At 39.1% G+C, this 23,309-nt stretch carries 22 protein-coding genes; 16 read left to right on the top strand and 6 right to left on the bottom strand.

What is annotated here, in order from left to right:
• Window positions 1-4: 4 nt before the first annotated feature.
• The 3 genes from DYI03_RS05185 (at window position 5) to DYI03_RS05175 (ending at window position 2,574) form a co-directional block, all read left to right on the top strand.
• Complete coding sequence (locus DYI03_RS05185) at window positions 5-409, top strand: PH domain-containing protein (RefSeq protein ID WP_021668549.1); 405 nt, start codon at window positions 5-7, stop codon at window positions 407-409.
• 118 nt (window positions 410-527) lie between these two features.
• On the top strand, window positions 528-1,472 hold the full coding sequence (locus tag DYI03_RS05180; RefSeq protein ID WP_021668547.1) for a GNAT family N-acetyltransferase: 945 nt from the start codon (window positions 528-530) through the stop codon (window positions 1,470-1,472).
• 4 nt (window positions 1,473-1,476) lie between these two features.
• Window positions 1,477-2,574 (top strand): DegT/DnrJ/EryC1/StrS family aminotransferase, encoded by a 1,098-nt coding sequence (locus DYI03_RS05175; RefSeq protein WP_036869825.1) that lies wholly within the window; start codon window positions 1,477-1,479, stop codon window positions 2,572-2,574.
• On the opposite strand, the gene DYI03_RS05170 is transcribed toward DYI03_RS05175, so the two are convergent.
• Genes DYI03_RS05170 through DYI03_RS05160 form a run of 3 tightly spaced genes read right to left on the bottom strand, consistent with a single transcriptional unit; the run spans window position 2,571 to window position 5,343 of the window.
• On the bottom strand, window positions 2,571-3,146 hold the full coding sequence (locus tag DYI03_RS05170) for a LutC/YkgG family protein (protein WP_021668545.1): 576 nt from the start codon (window positions 3,144-3,146) through the stop codon (window positions 2,571-2,573). The two genes, DYI03_RS05175 and DYI03_RS05170, sit on opposite strands and share 4 nt — an antisense overlap.
• Before the next feature lie 49 nt (window positions 3,147-3,195).
• A complete protein-coding gene (locus tag DYI03_RS05165) occupies window positions 3,196-4,590 on the bottom strand; it encodes a lactate utilization protein B (protein ID WP_021668544.1) in 1,395 nt (464 codons plus the stop codon).
• 21 nt (window positions 4,591-4,611) lie between these two features.
• Entirely contained in the window at window positions 4,612-5,343 is a 732-nt protein-coding gene (locus tag DYI03_RS05160) for a (Fe-S)-binding protein (protein ID WP_021668543.1), read from the bottom strand.
• 553 nt (window positions 5,344-5,896) lie between these two features.
• Between DYI03_RS05160 and DYI03_RS05155 the strand changes: the two genes are divergently transcribed.
• The 6 genes from DYI03_RS05155 (at window position 5,897) to DYI03_RS05130 (ending at window position 13,621) form a co-directional block, all read left to right on the top strand.
• Window positions 5,897-6,835 carry a DMT family transporter gene (locus DYI03_RS05155; RefSeq protein WP_021668542.1) on the top strand — a complete coding sequence of 313 codons (939 nt, stop codon included), beginning with the start codon at window positions 5,897-5,899 and terminating at the stop codon, window positions 6,833-6,835.
• Between the two features lie 26 nt (window positions 6,836-6,861).
• Window positions 6,862-8,721, top strand: coding sequence for a DNA topoisomerase 3 (locus DYI03_RS05150; protein WP_025064416.1), 1,860 nt, complete (start codon window positions 6,862-6,864; stop codon window positions 8,719-8,721).
• A gap of 45 nt (window positions 8,722-8,766) precedes the next feature.
• Window positions 8,767-10,881 (top strand): PorE family type IX secretion system protein, encoded by a 2,115-nt coding sequence (gene porE, locus DYI03_RS05145; protein ID WP_021668540.1) that lies wholly within the window; start codon window positions 8,767-8,769, stop codon window positions 10,879-10,881.
• Between the two features lie 24 nt (window positions 10,882-10,905).
• The gene (locus tag DYI03_RS05140; protein WP_021668539.1) at window positions 10,906-12,267 is read left to right on the top strand and encodes a methyltransferase RsmF C-terminal domain-like protein; all 1,362 of its coding nucleotides are present in this window, start codon (window positions 10,906-10,908) and stop codon (window positions 12,265-12,267) included.
• Window positions 12,264-13,058: a thymidylate synthase gene (locus DYI03_RS05135; RefSeq protein WP_021668538.1), complete on the top strand. Its 795-nt coding sequence runs from the start codon at window positions 12,264-12,266 to the stop codon at window positions 13,056-13,058. The genes DYI03_RS05140 and DYI03_RS05135 overlap by 4 nt, the downstream gene beginning before the upstream one ends.
• Window positions 13,059-13,132: 74 nt before the next feature.
• Complete coding sequence (locus tag DYI03_RS05130) at window positions 13,133-13,621, top strand: dihydrofolate reductase (protein WP_021668537.1); 489 nt, start codon at window positions 13,133-13,135, stop codon at window positions 13,619-13,621.
• A gap of 91 nt (window positions 13,622-13,712) precedes the next feature.
• Here DYI03_RS05130 and DYI03_RS05125 read toward each other — a convergent pair whose 3' ends face one another.
• The 3 genes from DYI03_RS05125 to DYI03_RS05115 all read right to left on the bottom strand — a co-directional run bounded on the left by DYI03_RS05125 (window position 13,713) and on the right by DYI03_RS05115 (window position 17,720).
• On the bottom strand, window positions 13,713-15,323 hold the full coding sequence (locus tag DYI03_RS05125) for an OmpP1/FadL family transporter (protein ID WP_021668536.1): 1,611 nt from the start codon (window positions 15,321-15,323) through the stop codon (window positions 13,713-13,715).
• Between the two features lie 56 nt (window positions 15,324-15,379).
• On the bottom strand, window positions 15,380-16,420 hold the full coding sequence (locus tag DYI03_RS05120) for a hypothetical protein (protein WP_025064417.1): 1,041 nt from the start codon (window positions 16,418-16,420) through the stop codon (window positions 15,380-15,382).
• A gap of 397 nt (window positions 16,421-16,817) precedes the next feature.
• On the bottom strand, window positions 16,818-17,720 hold the full coding sequence (locus DYI03_RS05115; protein ID WP_021668533.1) for a GYF domain-containing protein: 903 nt from the start codon (window positions 17,718-17,720) through the stop codon (window positions 16,818-16,820).
• 257 nt (window positions 17,721-17,977) lie between these two features.
• Between DYI03_RS05115 and ffh the strand changes: the two genes are divergently transcribed.
• The 7 genes from ffh (at window position 17,978) to DYI03_RS05080 (ending at window position 23,197) form a co-directional block, all read left to right on the top strand.
• Window positions 17,978-19,321: a signal recognition particle protein gene (gene ffh / locus DYI03_RS05110; RefSeq protein WP_021668532.1), complete on the top strand. Its 1,344-nt coding sequence runs from the start codon at window positions 17,978-17,980 to the stop codon at window positions 19,319-19,321.
• A 31-nt stretch (window positions 19,322-19,352) separates the two neighbouring features.
• The gene (gene folD / locus DYI03_RS05105; protein WP_004357607.1) at window positions 19,353-20,237 is read left to right on the top strand and encodes a bifunctional methylenetetrahydrofolate dehydrogenase/methenyltetrahydrofolate cyclohydrolase FolD; all 885 of its coding nucleotides are present in this window, start codon (window positions 19,353-19,355) and stop codon (window positions 20,235-20,237) included.
• Window positions 20,238-20,320: 83 nt separating this feature from the next.
• Window positions 20,321-20,500, top strand: coding sequence for a tetratricopeptide repeat protein (locus DYI03_RS05100; RefSeq protein WP_021668531.1), 180 nt, complete (start codon window positions 20,321-20,323; stop codon window positions 20,498-20,500).
• Window positions 20,501-20,512: 12 nt separating this feature from the next.
• Window positions 20,513-20,746 (top strand): 4Fe-4S dicluster domain-containing protein, encoded by a 234-nt coding sequence (locus tag DYI03_RS05095; protein WP_021668530.1) that lies wholly within the window; start codon window positions 20,513-20,515, stop codon window positions 20,744-20,746.
• Between the two features lie 4 nt (window positions 20,747-20,750).
• On the top strand, window positions 20,751-21,836 hold the full coding sequence (locus tag DYI03_RS05090; RefSeq protein ID WP_021668529.1) for a 3-methyl-2-oxobutanoate dehydrogenase subunit VorB: 1,086 nt from the start codon (window positions 20,751-20,753) through the stop codon (window positions 21,834-21,836).
• A 17-nt stretch (window positions 21,837-21,853) separates the two neighbouring features.
• Window positions 21,854-22,624, top strand: a complete 771-nt coding sequence (locus DYI03_RS05085; protein ID WP_025064418.1) for a thiamine pyrophosphate-dependent enzyme — start codon at window positions 21,854-21,856, stop codon at window positions 22,622-22,624.
• 18 nt (window positions 22,625-22,642) lie between these two features.
• Window positions 22,643-23,197 (top strand): 2-oxoacid:acceptor oxidoreductase family protein, encoded by a 555-nt coding sequence (locus DYI03_RS05080; protein ID WP_004357520.1) that lies wholly within the window; start codon window positions 22,643-22,645, stop codon window positions 23,195-23,197.
• Window positions 23,198-23,309: the final 112 nt, after the last annotated feature.

The following is a 23,309-nucleotide window of genomic DNA, read 5'->3' as shown; positions in this document are numbered from 1 at the left end:
AAGTATGAAAAATAAATTTATTTCAAAGATTGATACATGGCTTTTAGCTGTATTAATCATTTGCTTTACCTCTGCCTTCATTGCAATAGCAATTAATTTTGATTGGCTTTCATTTACTATCTGTACGCTAACAACGCTCCCTGCCCTACTTTTTTTATATCCTTGCCAATACAAAGTAAAAGGAACAACGCTGGATATACAATGTGGCGTAATTCATTGGAAAAGGGATATTATGAAAATAAAAACTATCCGCCCTACAAGAAATCCGCTCAGTTCACCTGCAATGTCGTTAGACAGATTAGAATTACAATTCAAAAATGGCGAAAAAATTATGATTTCGCCCAAAGACAAAGTAGGTTTCAAAGAACGAATGAAAAGCATTAATTCTGAAATCAATTTTGTTCCTTAAAACAAAACAGTCTGTTTTAAGGTGCAAAACAATAGGTTTTGAAGTCCAAAACAGGCTGTTTTGAAATTCAAAAGAATATAGCCCATAAATACAACCCTATATTTTAATTGTAAAAACAATGTTTGAAATAAAGCAATATAGTCTTGATGATGCTGAAAAATGGAATGAATTTATAGCCATTTCTAAGCAAGGAACGTTTCTTTTCCACCGCAATTACATGGATTATCATGCCGATAGATTCCATGATTGCTCCTTTATAATAATGGAAAAGGGGCATATTTATGCTTTGTTTCCAGCCAATCGGAAAGACAATACACTTTATTCGCATCAAGGATTAACCTACGGTGGACTTATAACCAGTGAGAAAGCAACAGCCGAAAAGGTATGTGCTATCTTTCAACAGATCAATATTTTACTTAAAAATATGGGCATTGAACGTGTCATTTACAAAGCTATTCCATGGATTTACCACCGCTTTCCAGCCGAAGAAGACCTATATGCGCTTACAAATATATGCCACGCTCAACTCATCGGACGTGATATTTCGTCTACAATAATTCTCAATCGTCCCACTATTCCTTTTAATAAAGACCGCAGACACGGCGTTAGCAAGGCAAGAAGAAATAATATTATCGCAAAAGAAAGTGATAATTTAACTGAATTTTGGCAAATTCTTACAGACAATTTAGTCAACAAATATAATGTAAAACCCGTACATTCGCTTGCAGAAATAGAACTTTTAAAAGCAAAATTCCCTGAAAGAATACGCTTATTTATGGCATATAAGGAAGAAGAACCAGTTGGTGGAACAATATTATACATTACTCCACAAGTCATTCATTCGCAATATATATCTGCTTCTCCAATAGGAAAGCAATGTGGGGCTATTGATTGCATATACAATCATATTTTGAATGAAGTTTATACTGATAAACCTTACTACTTTGACTTTGGTAAAAGTACAGAAAATATGGGCAAATTCTTGAATACCTCGTTAATCTTTCAGAAAGAAGGATTTGGCGGTCGTGGTGTTTGTTACGATACTTACGAATGGAAATTATAAAACTATGATAGATTATTTGTCATTAAAACGCATCACAGCGATGCACGAAACCGAAATAAACAACGCTATTTCAGATGTTGTAGCCTCGGGTTGGTACCTCAATGGAAAAGCTATCGAAAATTTTGAAAAGGCTTATAGCAAATTTATTGGCACAAAACATTGCGTAACTTGTGGCAACGGATTGGACGCTTTAAACCTTATTCTTCGTGCATACAAAGAGTTAGGGGTTTTGAACAATGGCGACGAAGTCATCGTACCAGCCAATACTTACATAGCAAGCATACTTTCCATTACTGAAAACAACCTTAAACCTGTCCTTGTTGAACCCAATTTTGAAACTTTAGAGATTGATGAAACACGCATAGAACAAGCCATTACGCCTCGTACTCGTGCCTTAATGTTGGTGCATTTGTATGGGAAATGTGCTTTCAGTAAGACTATATCAAAATTATGTAAGCAGCATAATATCAAATTAATAGAAGACAATGCTCAAGCACATGGTTGCTATTTTGAGAATAAACGCACAGGAAGTCTTGGCGATGCTGCTGCTCATAGTTTCTATCCTGGGAAGAATTTGGGCGCATTGGGCGATGCTGGTGCAGTAACCACCAATGATTCAGACTTAGCAACCATTATTCGCACACTCGGGAATTATGGTTCAAGCCAAAAATATGTGTTCGATTATCAAGGAAAAAATAGTAGAATGGACGAAATACAAGCTGCTGTTCTTTCTGTAAAACTTAAATATTTAGATGCCGATAATGCCAAAAGAAAAGAAATAGCCCACTATTTTGAAACGCATATCAATAACGAAAAAATTATCATACCAAAGAATTTAGGACGTGATAACGTTTATCATATCTTCCCAATTCTATGCAATGAGCGTGAAAAACTACAAGCGTATTTAAAGGAAAATGATGTGCAAACCATGATACACTACCCCATTCCACCCCACAAACAAAAAGCATACAAGGAATGGAACACCCTTTCATACCCTATAACAGAACAAATCCATCGAGAAGAGCTTTCCATTCCTTGCAATCAAACAATATCTTTGAGTGATGCAAAGCTAATTACATCACTCTTAAATCAGTTTATTTAACCGATAATAATTATGGTTACACCACGAGCAGCTTGCGCTCCCATAACCAAAGCCTGTTCTATATCGGCAGTTTTACTTGGTCCTGAGATGAACGCACCAAACCCATAATCGGGCATTTCGATACGTTTGTAAGCCTCGTGCATATTGTTCACTATATTTTTGCGGTCAAGCAGGATTACCAATTCTTCTGAAATAAAGCATACTATGCGCTCTTTCATAACTTGAGGCACCCATATACAACCATTTTCAGCCACTCCTAATTCGCCTTGAACAATACCAACATCAGTACCATTTAGTTCGGCTGCCGATGCTATAGTATCTGGATTTTTGTCAGCTTTAATGCCTTTCACACTCGATGCAAACACCTTTGCTTCGGGATAAGCCGCCCTAATTATCTTGTTCAAATCTTCATTTGGCTTAGCTTCAATGACCTTTCCACCCACAGTTTTAGATATTTCAATAAATTGTTTTACGACATCATTGTAAACAATACCCTTAACTGGTGTTGCTGGCATATCAAATTGCTGAGTAGTAGCCTTGTGCAATTTGTCGAATAATTGTTCTTTCTTCATTATAGTTCTTTCTTTTTATGATGCAACTAACCATATTGCATCGCTACAACTATTTCTTCTTTTTCTCCTCTTCCAACTCTTTCATCGCTTGTCGATAAAGTTCGTGGAACGGTTTTTTAGGGAAATGTGGCATAGCATGCCCCGCACTCCATGGATTTAGCTTATTGTTCATTAGCATATTTGGAATGTAATTAGCCAAAGATGCTTGCTTTGTCATGGCATCATAGAGGGTATAATTGCCAAATACTTTGCTTAAAGTCTCTGCAATGTACTTCTTTTCCTTGTTTTCCGTACCGAAACTTTCAAGTTCTTGTCGCCAATTGTATATCTGACTCCCTGGATTTACCTTAGTAGGACACACATGGTCGCAACTTAAACAAAGTGAACAAGCCGAAACATTACCACTGTGTTTCTTTGGATTGCGTAACATTCCGAGATTCACACCAATAGGTCCTGGAATGAAATAGCTATACGAATAACCCATTGAACGGCGATAAACAGGGCAAGTATTCATACATGCGCCACAACGAATACATTTCGCAGTTTTCCAATGGGTTGGATTTGCTATAATATCGCTACGTCCGTTGTCTACCAAAATGACGTGCATCTTTCCGTCAGGACGTGCTTTTCCTATGTGCGAAGTATAAGTTATTGTAGGCTGCCCTGTTCCGCAACGACACAAAAGGCGTTGGAACACAGCGAGAGAGTCGTAATCTGGAATAACTTTATCGATGCCCATAGCCACAATATGCAACTTTGGAGCCGCCGTACTCATATCAGCATTACCTTCATTTGTACACACTACGCAGTCGCCAGCAGATGCTACGCCGAAGTTACAACCCGTCATACCAGCATCAGCCTCTAAAAATTCTTCACGCAAACTATAACGTGCGCATTGGGTGAGATAGGTTGGGTCGTGATTGCCTATTTCTTTTGAAATACCTTCTTCCTCAAAAAGTTCTCCAACTTCGTCCCTTGTCAAGTGGACAGCAGGCACTACAATATGAGAAGGCTTTAAGTTCATTAACTGCAAAATGCGTTCTCCTAAGTCGGTTTCCACCACATCGATACCTCTTTTAATAAGGTAATCGTTCATTTCACACTCTTCTGTGAGCATTGATTTCGACTTTACAAGTTTCTGAACTTTATGAGTTTCTAATATGCCGTAGGCTATTTCGTTAAATTCTTGTGCATCTTTCGCCCAATGAACGATTGCTCCTTTCTTTTCCAAATTGGTTGCAAATTCGTCCAAATACTCAGCTAAGTGAGTCAAAGTATGTTCTTTTATCTGACTTGCGTGTTCTCTTAAATCTTCCCATTCGGGTAATAATCTTGCTTGTATATCACGTTTCTGACGAATGCCCCAGAAAGTTTGGTCGTGGCGAGTTATCCTTTCAGGATTTTCCAAAAATGCAGCAGCTTTCTTTGAATGACTTGTTGCCATATTCTTTCTCCTCCTTTTCTTTTATAAACCAGCAGCTAAAATTTCAGCTACGTGCATAAATTTCACATTATACTTTTTCTTTCCAGCCACTCCTTGCATGTGCATCAAGCAAGAAGAATCGGCCCCTGTTATGATTTCAGCACCTGTTGCAATATGACGCTGTACTTTATCATCGCCCATTCGGCTACTAACGGCAGGTTCTTCAATCCCAAACATACCGCCAAAGCCGCAACATTCATCGGCACGGTCAGGTTCTTTCACAGTGATACCTTTCTTCAACTTGAGCAATTCTACGATTTTATTGAATGGTTCAACGTTTTCTTCCGTCGGAGCACTCAATCTTAACTCTCGGACACCATGACATGAATTGTGTACAGACACCACATGGTTAAATTCACCAGGCAATTCTTTCACTTTTAACACATCATATAAGAATTGTACCAGCTCCATTGTTTTCTCAGGAGTTGCACACTTGTGTTGATGAATTTGTGGGTGATTGACTTGTACAAAGGCAGCACACGATACACTTGGTGTTACTACATAATCGTAATCCTTGAAAATATCTTCAAATTTCTCTACTAATTCGCCTGACATACGTTCAAAACCTCCATTAGCCATTGGCTGTCCGCAACATGTTTGTCGCTGTGGATACTCAACATTGAGTTTCAATTTGCGGAGAAGTCTGTAAGTTGCTACTCCTACTTCAGGATAAAGCGTATCCACGTAGCAGGGAATAAATAATCCTACTCTCATATAAAATAGTTATAATCTTGTTCGTTTCTTTCTACAAAAGTAGATAATAAAAGGCAAAATAAAGAAAAAAAAGAGAGATGAAATATTGAATTTTGCATTTTTTTGCTAATCCTTTTAATTTAGATAATAAGTAAAACAAAACACGATTGTTCTAAATTCGTGTTATCAATCATCAAGTTTAGCGACTTTTACACACGCCCTTATAACAACTTGTATACCAATAACTTACAAAAGCAACTTTCTTTTATTCAATAAAAACGGCTCTTTTGCAGATTAAAATAGGCTCTTTTGAATGCCAAAACCGCCTATTTTGAAATTCAAAATAGGCGGTATTATTTTTCAATAAACTATAATTGTTCTATTTTTCCACTTAAAATAAATATACAAAAAGAGGTACTATAAGGCTACAAAATATCATTTTTATTCCTAAATTTAAAGTTTGATATATATTATCTAATCATCTTGCAATTCCTATTATTATTGTACTTTGCCTTTATTTTAAGCTATATTTTTGTACCTTTGTATTGATTTTCAAACACAGACTTACAAGAATATGAATAATAACACTCCCTTAAAAGCCCATTTAAGCATGTTGGGCGCAGAAGTAATATGGGGATTAATGTCGCCTATCGGGAAAGATGCTATGACACACGGTATCAGTGGAGTATCCATGGTATTCTTCCGAGTTTCGGGTGCAACCATTTTGTTTTGGCTCGCTGCCCTTTTTGCTAAAAAAGAACACGTTCCTTTTAAAGATGTATTCCTATTTGCAGCCGCAGCCCTCTTTGGTGTTACTTGCAATCAATGCTTATTTACTATCGGGTTGAGCTATACTTCGCCTGTCAATGCAAGCGTTATTACAACAAGTATGCCTATTTTTGCCATGATTCTTGCCTTTTTCATACTGAAAGAACCTATTACTTTTAAGAAAGCATCAGGCGTTTTTATAGGTTGTACAGGGGCTATCATCTTAATTCTTACAAGTTTATCGGCAACAACAAGTAAGGTTGGCGATGTTCGGGGCGACCTTATGGTGTTGGGAGCGCAATTGAGTTTTGCTCTCTACCTTTCGCTTTTCAGCAAATTAATCAAGCGTTATTCGGTCTTTACCATTAACAAATTTATGTTTATTTGGGCTACCATATACGTTTTTCCATTGGCTATTGGCGACTTAACAAGCATAGATTATGCAGCAATCAGTCAGAAAACATGGTTGGAAGCAGGCTTTGTTGTCTTCTTCGGCACGTTTATTAGCTACCTCTTAATGATGAATGGGCAACGCACTTTGCGCCCTACCATTGTCGGGGTTTACAACTATGTGCAACCCATTGTGGCTGTTACGGTTTCCGTACTCACGGGAATTGGTGCTTTCACTGTCTATCAAGGCATTGCCATTATTCTTGTCTTCAGCGGAGTATGGTTGGTTATTAAATCGAAATCACGCAAAGATATTGAGGTGGGTTCTCATGTTTGCGAAAAAGAAAAAATATAAGTAACTTTGCAAAAAATAGGAATAAGATGAAAGTTTGCATAGCCGAAAAGCCCAGTGTGGCACGCGATATAGCTCGAATAATTGGGGCAACCAGCTCCAAAAATGGATATTTGGAAGGAAATGGGTATCAAGTAACATGGACTTTCGGACATTTATGCGAACTAAAAGAGCCTAACGACTACGCCATTAATTGGAAGTATTGGAGTTTGGCAGCCCTGCCTATGGTGCCTCCACGCTTTGGTATAAAACTCATTGAGGACGAGGGAATTAAGAAGCAATTTGCCATTATCGAAAAATTGTATCAAGGCGCAGAAGAAATTATAAATTGTGGCGATGCTGGACAAGAGGGCGAGTTGATTCAACGTTGGGTAATGCAGAAAGCAAAGGTAAAATGCCCTGTGAAGCGACTGTGGATTTCGTCGATGACAGACGAAGCCATTAAGCAAGGTTTTGAAAACTTGAAAGACCAAAAAGACTATGAACCGCTCTATTTAGCAGGACTTTCCCGTGCCATAGGCGACTGGCTTTTGGGCATGAACGCCACAAGATTGTACACCTTAAAGTATGGCAACAACAGGTATGGGCGTAACGCTCAAGTGTTGTCCATAGGTCGTGTGCAAACGCCAACATTGGCTTTGATTGTTGAACGACAAAGAGAAATTGATAATTTTAAACCTGAACCTTATTGGGTTTTGGCTACCATTTACCGCAATACACAATTTACGGCTACCAAAGGAAAGTTCACTTCAAAGGAAGAAGGGCAACAAGCCTTTACAACCATAGAGGGTAAACCATTTGAAATAACGAGTGTTGCAAAGAAAAAGGGAACAGAACAACCCAAACAATTGTACGATTTAACTTCGCTGCAAGTAGATTGTAACAAGAAATTTGGCTACTCTGCCGAAATGACTTTGAACACTATTCAGAGTCTTTACGAGCGTAAATATACCACTTACCCTCGTGTTGATACGCAATATCTTACAGACGACGTTTACAGTCAGTGTCCGCAAATCATGAACGCCTTGTTTCAAACCGCTTTTGCAGGTAAAAAGCCATACGCCGATGTGGTAAAAAAATTGGGCGGAAAGCCACTTTTGAAAAGTAAAAGAGTGTTCGACGCATCGAAAGTTACCGACCACCATGCCATAATTCCTACCCATGTTGTGCCACAAGGACTCTCTGATGCTGAACGAAACGTTTATGATTTGATTGCAAAACGTTTCATTTCAGTGTTTTATCCTGATTGTACTTTCTCTACAACCACTGTGTTGGGGAAGGTGGACAAGATAGAATTTAAAACTTCGGGAAAGGAAATTATCGAAGCTGGCTGGCGTGAGGTGTACGAAAATCATGAGGAAAAAGACACAGAAGCCGAAGCCAACGATAAAAATGAGGCAAGCGAAAAAACACTACCAACATTCGTAAAAGGAGAAAGTGGGGCGCATGAACCTACATTAACCGAAAAACAAACCACGCCACCAAAGTATTATACCGAAGCTACCCTACTCCGTGCTATGGAAACAGCGGGTAAATTAGTTGATAATGAAGAACTTCGTGCAGCTTTAAAGGAGAACGGAATAGGGCGACCATCGTCGCGTGCAGGCATCATTGAAACGTTATTCAAACGCCATTACATACGCCGACAAAGAAAAAACCTTGTGGCTACAGAAACAGGAATGGCACTCATTGACACCATTCACGAGAAATTGCTCACATCGGCAGAGCTTACAGGCATTTGGGAGAAGAAGTTGCGCGATATAGAACATAGAAAATACGACGCAGGGCAGTTTATCAATGAGCTAAAAGAGCAGATAACAAAAATTGTAAACGATGTGTTGGCAGACAATTCCAATCGGAAAATTGGGGAAACAACACCGCAAACATAAACCAAAGCGGAGGCAATAATTTGTTTGCCCGTACGTTAATAAAATATGAATCAACGCCATTTCACATATTATAATAAAATAAAGCAAGTGGGAAATCAACTTAAAAAGCATGATTTCTGGTTTGTTTTAACCCTTGTTCTGCTCGTTAGTAGCTGCGGAATCGACCGAAATATTAAGAAAGGAGAGAAGTTTCTCGAAATTGGAGAATACTTTGATGCTGCCGCACAGTTTAAGACAGCCTACCAAAAAACACCTGCAAAGGAGCGAGAACAGCGTGGAAAATTGGCTAAAAAAATGGCATTTTGTTACGACAGAATCAATCAATCGCAACGTGCTATAGCTGCTTACAGAAACGTAATACGCTATAAACAAGACGACAAAGAAACACACTTAAAGTTGGCTGAAAACCTTATGAAGGTGGGAGCCTACCCTGATGCGGTTAAAGAATATACCATTGCGTTAGACTCTATGCCCGATAACGATATGGCAAAAGAGGGACTTTCGGCTGCCAATATAGCCCCTACTATCAAAGAACAGGGGTCGTATTATGAGGTAAGACGAATGGATAAATTCAATTCAAGACGGCAAGATTATTCGCCAATGTTCTATGGCGACCAATATAATGAACTTTATTTCACTTCGACACGCAACGATGCGCAAGGCGATGAGATAAGTGGCATAACAGGAACAAAGCCTGGCGACATCTTCGTCAGTGAGAAAGACGACAAAGGAAAGTGGGGTGCGCCACACACAATAGAGAGTGGATTGAACTCAATTGCCGATGAAGGAACGCCAGCTTTCTCGCCTGACGGACGTGAAATGTACATTACCCAATGCTTAACCGATGCCACCTATCCTCGATTTGCACAGATAGCAGTGAGCAGCAGAGCCGATGCGGCATGGGGAAAGCCTAAACCTTTGGAAATAAGTAGAGATACCTTGTCAAGCTATGCCCACCCTGCCCTATCGCCAGACGGCAATTGGCTCTACTTCGTTAGTGATATGCCTGGTGGAAAAGGAGGCTTGGATATATGGCGAGTTCGATTGATTGGTGGCACAACAGGGGGCGTTGAAAACCTCGGTGCGCCCATAAATACGGCAGGAAATGAGATGTTTCCAACGTTCAGACCTAATGGCGATTTCTATTTTTCATCAGACGGTCATGGCGGATTGGGGGGCTTAGATGTCTTTATAGCAAAGGTGGGAAGCGATAAACGCTACCATATTGAGCACCCTGGATTTCCTTTAAATTCTGCTGGCGACGACTTCGGACTCACGTTTGAGGGCAAACACAACCGTGGTTTCTTCTCGTCTAATCGTGGAGATGCTCGTGGTTGGGACCATATTTATAGCTTTGAATTGCCTGAAATAATACAAACCATTAAAGGTTGGGTCTACGAAATGGAGGGATACGAGTTGCCCGCAGCGCAAGTTTTCTTAGTGGGCGACGACGGAACAAACCTAAAATTATCGGTAAAAGGCGATGGGTCGTTCGAGCAAGAAATAAAGCCTAACGTGAATTACATTCTCTTAGCAACGTGTCAAGGTTTCCTTAACCACAAAGAAGAGTTAAAGGTTGAGCCTGTAAAGGAAACGAAAGAATATACTTTGCAATTCCCTTTGGCGAGCATTCGTGTACCTGTCATGATTGACAACATCTTCTACGATTTTGATAAAGCTACACTTCGACCAGAATCGGAGGCTGCATTAGACAATCTTGTGAAACTTTTAAACGAAAATCCTAACGTTACCATAGAACTTTCGGCACACACCGACTACTTAGGACGGGCTGAATACAACAAGAATTTGGCACAAAGAAGAGCCGATGCGGTGGTGGCTTACTTGATAAAGAAAGGTGTCTCAGCCGACCGTTTGTCGCCTGTTGGTTACGGAGAGGGTAAGCCTAAAACTATAAGAAAGAAAGTTGCAGAGAAATATCCATGGCTAAAAGAAGGTCAGGTGCTTACCGAAGAGTTTATAAAATCGTTGCCAAAAGACAAGCAAGAAATAGCCAACCAAATGAATAGGCGTACTGAATTTGTTGTTCTCCGCACCACTTACGGTATGTTTGACGAGAAAGGTAATCTTAAAAATCCGCCAAAACCAAAGGAAAAAGAAACCTTAGAGGACGACGGCGATGTTTATTTTGAGATTCAATAATGGCACGAAGAAAGCAAAATAGCTATGGAAAGACATCAAGTTCAAGACCAAAATGCAAAGACTTTTGACGACAATAAGTTGCCAAAAGCCTTTGTTGCATACACAAAAGAGTTATTTGGCGAAGAACGCTTCAATAAGTTTTTGTCGGGTTTGGGGCAGCCTTCGCCTGTTAGTATCCGCCTCAATCCGTTCAAATTGCCTGCCAATGCTACCATTAACGAGGCGTTAAAGCCCACGCAAATACCATGGTGCAAGGAGGGATTTTACCTTAACGAGCGACCCAACTTTACGTTCGACCCTTTGATACACGCTGGTGCATACTATGTTCAAGAGGCTTCTTCGATGTTTCTTGCCCATATTTTACGACAATTTGTTCATTTTCCTGTTGCATTGCTCGACCTTTGTGCTGCTCCAGGGGGCAAAACAACATGCGCAAGAACGGCTATTCCGTCAGAAAGTATTGTCTTTTCCAATGAGCCAATGGGCAAAAGGGCGCAAATTTTAGCCGAAAATGTACAAAAATTTGGACACCCTGACGTTGTTGTAACCAATAATTATCCGATAGAATATAAGAAAACAAAACTCAAATTCGATGTGATTGTCGCTGATGTTCCATGCTCTGGCGAAGGAATGTTCCGCAAAGACGAACAAGCAATGGCAGAATGGAGCGAGAAAAATGTAGCAAATTGTTGGCAATTACAGCGCAGTATCGTGGCTGATATATGGGACAATTTAAATCCTGGCGGACTCCTTATTTACTCTACTTGCACGTTTAATGCGCATGAAAACGAGGAAAATATCGCATGGATTCTCAATGAATACAACGCTGAATTGTTGGAAGTAAAAACGGAAAAGGATTGGAACATAATGGGGTCGCTCATCAATAATCCGTTAAAAGATAAAGATTCGTTCCCTGTTTACCGCTTTATTCCAGGATTTACAAAGGGCGAAGGCTTGTTTATGGCAGTGATAAAAAAGGCTGGAACAAACCCTAATTTGGCAGAAAAGCATACAATAAATGGCGAAAAATTGATTGGCGAAGCTAAGAAAAAGTTGTATATCATAGCCCATGGGGTAAAGGCTGGCACAACAAAGGGTAAGAATGTTGTCCCCGACCATAGTTTGGCTCTCATGATAAATGGAAAAAACGATTTTCCAAAGATAGAAATCAACTATGAAACGGCTATAAAATATCTTAGAAGAGAGGCAATTACACTGGAAAGCAACGCTCCAAAAGGTATTGTTACCCTTACTTTTAAAGGACTTGCCATAGGCTTTGCCAAAAATTTAGGCAACCGTGCCAACAATTTATACCCACAGGAGTGGCGCATAAAGAGTAGCCATTTGCCTGAAGAACAATCGATAATAAATAAAATACAGATATGAAACAATACCTTGACCTGCTCAATCGTATCATAACGGACGGTGTTCAGAAAGGCGACCGCACTGGAACAGGAACATTATCAGTATTCGGTAACCAAATGAGATTTAATCTTCAAGAGGGTTTTCCATTGCTGACAACAAAGAAATTGCACCTAAAAAGCATCATTTACGAATTACTTTGGTTTCTCAAAGGCGACACAAATGTGAAATATTTGCAGGAGCATGGTGTTAGAATTTGGAATGAATGGGCAGACGAAAATGGAGAACTTGGTCCTGTTTATGGGCATCAATGGCGTTCATGGCCTAACTATAAAGGAGGCACTATTGACCAAATTTCTGATGTAGTGGATATGATAAAGCACAATCCAAACTCTCGTCGTATGCTCGTAACGGCTTGGAATCCAGCTGAAGTAGAGGATATGGCATTGCCACCTTGCCATTGTCTTTTCCAATTTTATGTGGCAAACAACAAACTTTCATTGCAATTGTATCAACGTTCGGCAGATACTTTCTTGGGAGTACCATTCAATATAGCCTCGTATGCACTCCTCTTGCAAATGATGGCACAAGCAACAGGACTTGAAGTGGGCGATTTTGTTTATACAACTGGCGATACCCACTTGTATTTGAACCATTTGGAACAAGCGAAACTGCAACTAACACGTGAGCCACGCCCATTGCCAAAGATGAAAATCAATCCGAATGTAAAAAGTATATTCGACTTTCAATACGAAGATTTTGAACTTATTGACTACAATCCGCACCCTCATATTGCTGCGGAAGTGTCGGTTTAAAAAACTCGTAGAGTGGCATTCGTATTAAAAAAACACACTTGCAAAAATAAAAGGAAATAGGAAAGAAAATAAAAATGGAAATAAATATCATTGCAGCCGTTGCGAAAAATCGTGCAATAGGCTATCAAAACGATATGGTCTACTTCATTAAAGAAGACTTAAAACGATTTAAACAACTTACAACAGGACATACTGTTATCATGGGACGACGCACTTTCGAATCGCTTTCAAAGGGTGCTTTACCCAACAGACGCAATATTGTATTAAGCCAAACAAGTACAAATTTTCCTAATTGTGATGTTTTTACCTCACTCAACGAGGCGTTAAAACACATCGGAGCTAACGAAAAAGCATTTATTATGGGCGGTGCAAGCGTATATAAAGAAGGTTTGCAAATCGCAGACCGACTCTATTTAACTGAAATAGATGCTACCCCACCCCATGCTGATGTATTTTTCCCAGAATATAATGATGGAACATGGGAAATAGAAAACAAGGAGGAACGTCCTAAAACAGACGATTCACCAGCCTATGCCTTTGTTGATTACGTTCGTAAAAAATAAAAAGAAAAGTTGCAGACAATAAAAAATCACGATAAATACACTTATATTCATCGTGATTTTTTTATTATTTGAAAGCGTCCAACGCCTTAATTCAGAACTTATAGCCCAACGTTAATAAGAGTTGGCTTCTGTTATTATCAATCTTTGTTGCAGTTGAAGTGTTTGAATAAGTCGTTTTAGTAGCCTTATCCACCACTGCCATGTTTGAGAACGGATAGAAATCGCCCTTTTGCGCACTATATTGATAAGCCAAATCTATATTCCAATTTTTTACTTGATAGCCCACACCAGCTGTGAAACGGTTAATAGCGTCCCAATTTACAAAATCGGTTGTCGATTGATAATTCGTTCCGTAAGAAGGAACAGAAGGGTCTTTTTGCGCATTCTTATCATATTTTGAACTTACATAGTTGTAACCTACACGCAAAGCAAAATTGCTAACTGGCTTATATTCAGCACCCAATTTCAATGTGCTAACCCCTTTTAAGGTTTGCTCCGTATGCTTGTTCATAGCATAGTCGGCAGTTGTTGTTTCCACTGCATCGCCGTAATAATCGTAATAAACGCCATTGTTCACACGAGTATTTATTGTTGAATGGTCTTCGTACTCGTAGGTAAGTCCCAAAGCTAAGTAATTTCCAATGGTATGCCCCAATGAGAAGCCAAACTTCCATGGTGTCCAAATCTTAAATTCGTAAGAATTTGGCACTTCGCCCCATGTATTCGTAGCATTTATGTTTGCATCGACATCAACACGGCTAACGTTTTCAGTACGCAAATCATACCATGTTGGAGTTTTTACATAGGCACCGAATCTAAATGGGGAGTCATAAATTGGACGAACGATAACACCTGCAGTAATATCAAATCCTGTACCTGTTATTGTTCTAATATCTTGTGATAAAACACCGCCCAAATTGTTAGCTAATTTTTCGTCATATTGGCTCTGACCATCGTAATGAACGTCTTTCAAACCAAAGGTTACACCAAGGTAAACCTTATCTTGAATGTTGCCACTAATGTTGAAATCATAGTTGCCAATGTAGCCTGTGTTGGCTCTATCAAATATAAATTCATCAGCAAGATAGCTTTTATAAGTATTTTTGTGAGTAGCATCTGGAAGCAGAGTGTTAAAGTAAAGATAGTCTAATTGATTCCAAGTCCATGCTACATCGTTACTCCTACTATTCTGATAACCAATATTTTCTTTACCATTATTACGCACATCGAAACCACCTTGCGCATCGTTGCCAATCACATTCTTAATGAACGACTGATTGTTTTGTGAGCCATGTCCCAATTTATTCGATGCGTTAAGAATATAATCAAAATTCTTTCCTTTCGTATAGTTGAACCCAAAATTCATATTTGAGTTGTTACGAGCACGAGTTGAATAAACAAAACCTATCTGATCGAAACTTGCATTGGTCTTTTTACCATCGGCGAATTCAATTCCTTTATGTTGCATCAACAAGCCACCGCTAACAGTTACTTGTGAACGGCGAAACAAACCGATACCAGCAGGGTTACTTCCTATAGTAGAAATGTCGGCACCAAGAGCTTCCATAGCACCACCCATACCCACATAACGAGCAGTTCCATTAAGGTCGAAACCTGTCAGTTTCGCATTTTCGTATGTTTCCTGAGCTACTGCTGGCAACGATATTAAAGTTGCTGCCAACAAATAATAATGCATCTTCATAATTTACAAATTTATTTAGACGTTTTTAATTTTCTATACTATTACTATCTAACGATTTATCTATGTCCACCGAAGCTACCACCGCCCCCTCGTGAACCACCACCAAAGGAGCCACCGCCACTACGAGAACCTCCGCCGAAGCTACCACCACCGCTGCGTGAGCCACTACCAAAGGAACTTGAGTTGTAAGAACGTGTGTTACCTCTATCGTAGTTATTGAATTGACTTTGACGTTGTTGATTTCCAAAACGACTTTGTTGATTTCCAAAACGGCTATTTTGGTTTCCAAAACGACTATTATTGTATGTATTTCGTGAATTGTAGTTCGAATTATTATTGCCGAATCGAGATGAACGTTGATTCATGTTACCAAACACGCGATTAGAGTTGTTGCGGTAGGTTTGACCACTATAATTATTGTTTCTACCAAAATGGTTTCCAGTGCCAGTATGACCATTATAATAGCCGTAATAGCGATTTCCATAATAAGGGTAACCATAGCCGTAGTAAGGGTAACCATATCCATAATAAGGATAGCCCCAACCATAATTGTAACGCCATGGATTATACCAACCATAGTATCCTCCATAACCATAATAGCTACCCCAACCGTAATAACCGCGATACCCATAATGCCAAGGGTCGTAGAAATCGTCGTACCATGGATTCCAATAGCCAACAGAGGCGTAAACTCCTACTGCAGGATAGCCATAGCCCCAATAGCCACGATAACCATAAAAGTCGTCGAAGCGCCCCATGCGGCGACTATAAGCAAAGTCGTCTGAATTGTTTTCGTAATAACGTTCGAATTGATAAATCGTATCTATTCGACTCATTCCGTCATTTGTACGATATTCTACAATATCGTTGCCCAAAGAATCACGACCTATTTTTTTATAGAAACCTTGCAAATTTGCACGACGATTGTAGTCGTAATCATTTTTCTCGATACCACTATAATAAGTTGGGCTATCATCTACTTGAACTTCAACATTCTTTACAGACTGCTTAGATGGTATAAAATAAACATCATCTTGCGCCATCATTGAAAGAGGAAGTGCTGCTGCCATTAATGAAAATAGTATGAATCGTTTCATGATTTTTACCTCCATTTATTTGTTATGTATTTGTTATTCTTATTTTCCGTTTTTCTATCTGATGCAAAAATACTACATCTGCTTGTGCAAATATACGGATTTTCCCTAACTTAAGATAGGTTTTTCCCTAAATATTTATTTAAATAAAAAAAAATCGGATTTATTCAAAGGCGATTTTAACAGATATCGGAAGAAAAGGACAAGAGCCTCGCTTTTTACATATTCCGCTCTCTTTTAAAAAAAACAGGCTCTTTCCGAAAAAAGAGCCTGTTTCATGGTTCAAAAGAGCCTGTTTTATCGTTCAAAAGAGCCTATTTTTTAAGCAGCTTCGTGCGTTTTTTATATATCACTGAATAACAATGGTTTACAAAATATTTCTATTTCGCTTCGTTGCAAGTCAAATAGAATCTTCTAATTGGTCAGACATATCAGCACTATTCGCATCATCAGACGATGTTCCAAATTCATCTAAAATGCCATTGATAGCAGAACCCACTACTCCTTTTATTAAATCAGTTGTTGGGTCTATAATATTTTCTTTCAGTTCTTTTTGTACTTTCTGCTCAAGCTCTTGTTCAATATTCAGTTCCGCTGTCTTATAATATTTTTCGGAAGCCTCTTTTAGCTGTTCTTTGTTTACAGTAAACACGTGATTAAACACACCAAACGAAACGATTTTATCTTGATTATTGTAGTGAACCTTACCCACCGAACAGATAACGTAATTATCAACGTGTATCAAATTGTCCACCGCAGCATCAATTACCTTACGAGTAAAAGCATTAGCTATCGTTTGAAAAGCCTTGGTTATCACATCACTATTCGTATTTTCACCTGCATCTTGAGCCGATTCAGTGATGGTTTGTGTAACCACATCTGACAAAGCCTCTTTGTGTTGGTCGGTATTTGGGCAAGTAAATATCATCAATGCAATGAGAAATGCGATTCCAATAAGTCCACCTATCAAACAACCTTGCATCGTTTTCGACTTCTTTTCAGGCTCATGATAATAGGTTTTATCTGAAATAGTTTGCGCTTCAACGTACGGAATTTCTTCTATTGGTTTCCCATTTATAGTTGATTCTTGATTTAAAGTTTCAGTTTCATTAACAGGCTCTTTCATGTTTTCATTAGAGTTATCCATTAATATGCTTCTCAATTCTTCCACTTGCCATGCAGGAATCCACTCGTTTGAGTTAGAATCCATCACCAAAGTTGTAGCCTCAATGCTACGTTCTGCAAGTTCCTTTAATGTATAAGGTCCTCGTTTTTCATTATTAATATTGATAAAATACTCCATTTTTAAAGCTATTTTGCATATTTAATAACATTGAGTTGTCGCTTTCTGCAACACTCAAATCTATATTGACGATGCGAATTTATGAATTATTTCTGAACCGACAAAGTTTTCTCCCAACAATTAGAAAAATCAAAGAAAACTAAGGAAAGTTTTTACAATATTTAAAGACGAAACATAAAAAAGTTACCCAATTATTTGCGGTTTTTTATGTAATTTATTAACTTTGCAGTTATTTCGAAATAAGAAACTTTAATATAATGTTTGAGAATTTAAGCGACCGTCTTGACCGCTCCTTTAAGATTTTAAAAGGCGAGGGAAAGATAACGGAAATAAATGTAGCGGAAACGCTCAAAGATGTTCGTAGGGCATTGTTAGATGCCGATGTCAACTACAAAGTAGCAAAATCGTTTACAGATACTGTAAAGCAGAAAGCTTTGGGTATGAACGTATTGACAGCGGTTAAGCCTGGCCAATTAATGGTAAAAATAGTTCACGATGAACTTGCCGAATTAATGGGAGGCGAAACCGTAGGATTGACCCTTGAAAACAAGCCAGCAATCATCTTAATGAGTGGTTTGCAAGGTTCTGGTAAAACAACATTTACTGGAAAACTTGCAAATTTATTGAAGACTAAGGAACATAAAAAGCCGTTACTCGTTGCGTGCGATGTGTATCGCCCTGCGGCTATAGAACAATTAAAAGTTGTAGGCGAATCGGTAGGTGTTCCAGTTTATAGTGAACCTGAAAGCAAAGACGTAAATGCCATAGCAGAACACGCTATTAGGGAAGCAAAGGCAAACGGAAACGACGTTGTTATCATCGATACTGCTGGTCGTTTGGCAGTAGACACAGAGATGATGAACGAAATTGAGAGTTTAAAAAACCATGTAAACCCTGATGAAGTGTTATTCGTAGTTGATTCAATGACGGGTCAAGATGCGGTAAATACAGCAAAAGAGTTTAACGACCGACTCAATTTCGATGGTGTTGTCTTGACAAAACTTGATGGTGATACACGTGGTGGTGCAGCTCTTTCTATTCGTACAGTCGTAACCAAACCTATTAAGTTTATCGGTACGGGCGAAAAAATGGAAGCATTAGATGTATTCCACCCTAATCGCATGGCTGACAGAATCTTGGGCATGGGCGACGTAGTATCATTGGTTGAACGTGCGCAAGAACAATTTGACGAAGAAGAAGCTAAGAAACTTCAAAAGAAGATTCAGAAAAACAAATTCGATTTCAATGATTTCTACAACCAAATTCAGCAAATCAAAAAAATGGGTAATCTCAAAGACCTTGCTGCAATGATACCAGGTGTAGGAAAGGCAATACGTGATGTGGATATTGACGACAACGCTTTCAAGGGAATAGAAGCCATTATTCAGAGTATGACACCAAAGGAAAGAACAAATCCTGAAGTGTTAAACAACTCTCGCAAGCAACGCATTGCAAAAGGTTCTGGTACGAATATTCAAGAAGTAAACCGTCTTGTAAAACAATTCGACCAAACCCGCAAGATGATGAAAATGGTAACAGGCTCGAAAATGGCTGGTATGATGGGCAAAATGAAAAATATGCCTGGAATGCCAAAAATATAATAACAATATTAAAACCTAAGACCGGAACCTTATGGAATACAAATTAATTGACGGTAAAGCTACCGCAACAGCTATCAAAAAGGAAATTGCGGAAGAAGTAAAAAAAATCGTTGAGAATGGTGGGAAACAACCACACCTCGCAGCAGTACTCGTAGGACACGATGGCGGCAGTGAAACTTATGTTAAAAATAAAGTTCTTGCTTGTGAGGCTTGCGGATTTAAATCTTCGCTCATTCGTTACGAATCTGATGTAACAGAAGAAGAATTGCTCGCATGTGTAGATAGATTGAACAAAGATGATGATGTCGATGGATTCATCATGCAATTGCCTTTACCAAAGCACATTGACGAACAAAAGATAATAATGGCAGTAGACTATCGCAAAGACGTTGACGGATTCCACCCTATCAATGTTGGTCGCATGGCGATTGGCTTACCTTGCTTTATTTCAGCAACACCTTTAGGTATGCTCACTTTGCTTCAACACTACAATATCCCTACTTCAGGAAAGAAGTGTGTGATTTTAGGACGCAGCAATATCGTTGGTAAACCAATGGCACAATTGATGATGCAGAAGCACTTTGGAGATGCAACTGTTACTGTATGCCACTCACACTCAAAGACTTTAAAAGAAGAGTGCCGTGCTGCTGACATCATTATTGCAGCGATAGGTATGCCAGAATTTGTTACTGCCGATATGGTAAAAGAAGGCGCAGTCGTACTCGATGTAGGCACAACTCGTGTTCCTGATGCTTCTCGTCCAAGCGGTTTCCGTTTGTCAGGCGATGTTAAATTTGACGAAGTTGCACCTAAGTGTTCTTATATTACCCCTGTCCCAGGTGGGGTTGGTCCAATGACAATTTGTTCATTGATGAAAAACACACTCGCAGCAGGCAAAAAAGAATACTATAAATAAGGTAAAAATATAATAAGGTAGGAGAAAGAACGATTTTCTCCTACCTTTTTCAACATAAAACAAACGGACAAGAAAGGGGGAATATGACTGCGGAAGAATATTTCCAGCAAGGAAACGAATATAGGAAAAAAGGTGATTTAAGTAAAGCAATGAATTGTTACTTAGAAGCCATAGCACTCGAACCTGAGTCGCCAGCTTTAGAGGCAAAAAAAATGTTGGAAGATGTATTCAACTTCTACAACAAGGACGCATACAATCCTTAAAATACAAAAACAATGAGTAAGATGAAAGGAGCAATTGTCGTTAATACAGATAGATGTAAGGGTTGCCAACTGTGTAAGGTAGCATGCCCGAAAAACGTAATAGACATAGCTCAAAAGAAAGTAAATGCCCACGGATACCCATTCGTAGAGCCTGCCAACGCAGAACTTTGTATTGGTTGTGCTGCTTGTGCTATGGTCTGTCCAGACGGCTGCATTACGGTTTATAGAAAAAAAGTGGAGGAATAACAAAATGGCAGAACAAGAAATTAAATTGATGAAAGGCAACGAAGCCATAGCTCATGCTGCCATAAGATGTGGTACTGATGGATATTTTGGTTATCCGATTACACCACAAAGTGAAATTATTGAAACATTAGCGCAACTGAAGCCATGGGAAACCACAGGAATGGTTGTACTACAAGCCGAGAGCGAAACAGCCTCAATTAATATGATTTATGGTGGGGCTGGCGCAGGAAAACGTGTACTAACATCGTCTTCGTCGCCAGGTATTGCACTAATGCAAGAAGGTATTAGCTACATGGCAGGCGCTGAATTACCAGGAGTTTTCATTAACGTACAACGTGGAGGACCTGGATTAGGTACTATTCAACCAAGCCAAAGCGATTATTTTCAAGCTACAAGAGGAGGAGGTAATGGTGATTACAATGTTATCGTATTAGCACCTAACTCTGTTCAAGAAATGGCAGACTTTGTTGATATTGCCTTTGAATTAGCTTTTAAATATCGCAACCCCGCAATGATACTTTCAGATGGTGTCATCGGACAAATGATGGAGAAGGTTGTTTTGCCACCAATGAAACCTCGACGTACAGAAGAGGAAATTGAAAAGGAATGCCCATGGGCTACAACAGGGCGAAAAGGTGGTCGTGAACCTAATATTATAACATCGCTTGAATTGCAATCAGAAGTGATGGAACAACGAAATTTGCATTTACAAGAAAAATACAAGCAAATTCAAGAAACAGAAACAAGATACGAAGCATTGCAATGTGAAGACGCCGATTACATAATCGTTAGCTTTGGAAGTGCCGCACGTATTGGAGAAAAAGCCATTACATTAGCAAGAGAAGAAGGAATAAAGGTTGGTCTTTTCCGACCAATCACGCTTTGGCCTTTCCCTAACAAAGAATTGGTAAAATTAGCACAAGGCAAAAAAGGTATTTTGGTAAGCGAAATCAACGCAGGGCAAATGGTACAAGACGTACGATTAGCTATTAATGGAGCGGTAACAGTAGAACATTTTGGAAGATTAGGTGGCATTGTCCCTGACCCAGAAGAAATTGTTAATTCGTTAAAGCAAAAATTTATAAAATAGAAATGGAGGATTGCCTTATGGCAGCAAATGATATAATTTCACCAGAAAATCTGGTGTACGCAAAACCCAAACTAATGAACGACACAACCATGCACTATTGTCCAGGTTGTTCGCATGGTGTCGTGCATAAACTCGTTGCAGAAGTGATTGCCGATATGGGTATGGAAGACAAAACGATAGGCGTCAGTCCTGTCGGCTGTGCTGTTTTCGCTTATCGATATTTGGATATTGATTGGCAAGAAGCAGCTCACGGACGTGCACCAGCAGTAGCAACAGGTATAAAGCGTTTATGGCCTGACAAACTTGTATTTACATATCAAGGAGATGGCGATTTGGCTTGTATCGGTACAGCTGAGACCATTCACGCACTCAATAGAGGAGAAAATATTACCATTATTTTCATAAACAACGCAATCTATGGTATGACAGGAGGACAAATGGCACCAACAACATTATTGGGGCAGAAAACGGCAACGTGTCCTTTTGGACGTAATCCTGAAATTCATGGCTATCCGCTTAATATGACCGACTTGGCAAGTAGATTAGAAGGAACTTGCTATGTTACACGACAAAGCGTTGATACAGTTGCCTCTATCACAAAAGCGAAAAAAGCAATACGCAAAGCATTTGATGCTAATATGCAAGGAAAAGGCAGTGCTTTAATAGAAATTGTAGCAACTTGCAACAGTGGTTGGAAACTTACACCAGCACAAGCCAACGAATGGATGCGTGAAAATATGTTCCCACATTATGAAAAGGGAGACTTAAAAGATACAACGGGAATATAAAACGAAAGGAACTTACAGATGAATACAGAAATAATAATAAGCGGTTTTGGCGGACAAGGTGTCCTTTCAATGGGAAAAATTCTTGCCTATTCGGGATTGATGGAAAATAAAGAGGTAACATGGATGCCTGCATACGGACCAGAGCAGCGTGGTGGAACAGCTAACGTAACGGTCATTATAAGCGATGAACGCATCTCATCACCAATTCTTAGCAAGTACGATGTAGCTATTGTGCTGAACCAACCATCACTTGAAAAATTTGAGCCAAAAGTAAAAACGGGTGGAATCTTGATATATGACGGATTTGGAATAATTAATCCGCCTACACGTTCAGATATAAAGACTTATAGAATAGATGCAATGAACAAAGCTGCAGAAATGAAAAATTCGAAAGTTTTCAATATGATTGTACTTGGCGGATTACTTAAAGTTTGTCCAATTGTAAGTCTTGACGGACTCCAAAAAGCACTGTATAAAACCCTTCCTGAACGCCATCATGGCATGATTCCACTAAATATAGAAGCTGTGGAAATTGGAAAAAATATTATCACAGAAACAAAAAGAACACTTTAACTCTCTAATTTTGTTAAGGAGGCTTTCAGCAGTGATGCTATGAAGCCTCCTGTTTGTTGTTCTTTTTTTAACACTAAAAATGTTTATTCGTACAGATTTTATCACAATCAAA

The sequence above is a fragment of the Prevotella disiens genome, assembly GCF_900454955.1.
Lineage (GTDB): Bacteria > Bacteroidota > Bacteroidia > Bacteroidales > Bacteroidaceae > Prevotella > Prevotella disiens.
This window is presented reverse-complemented; position numbering and strand designations above follow the sequence as displayed.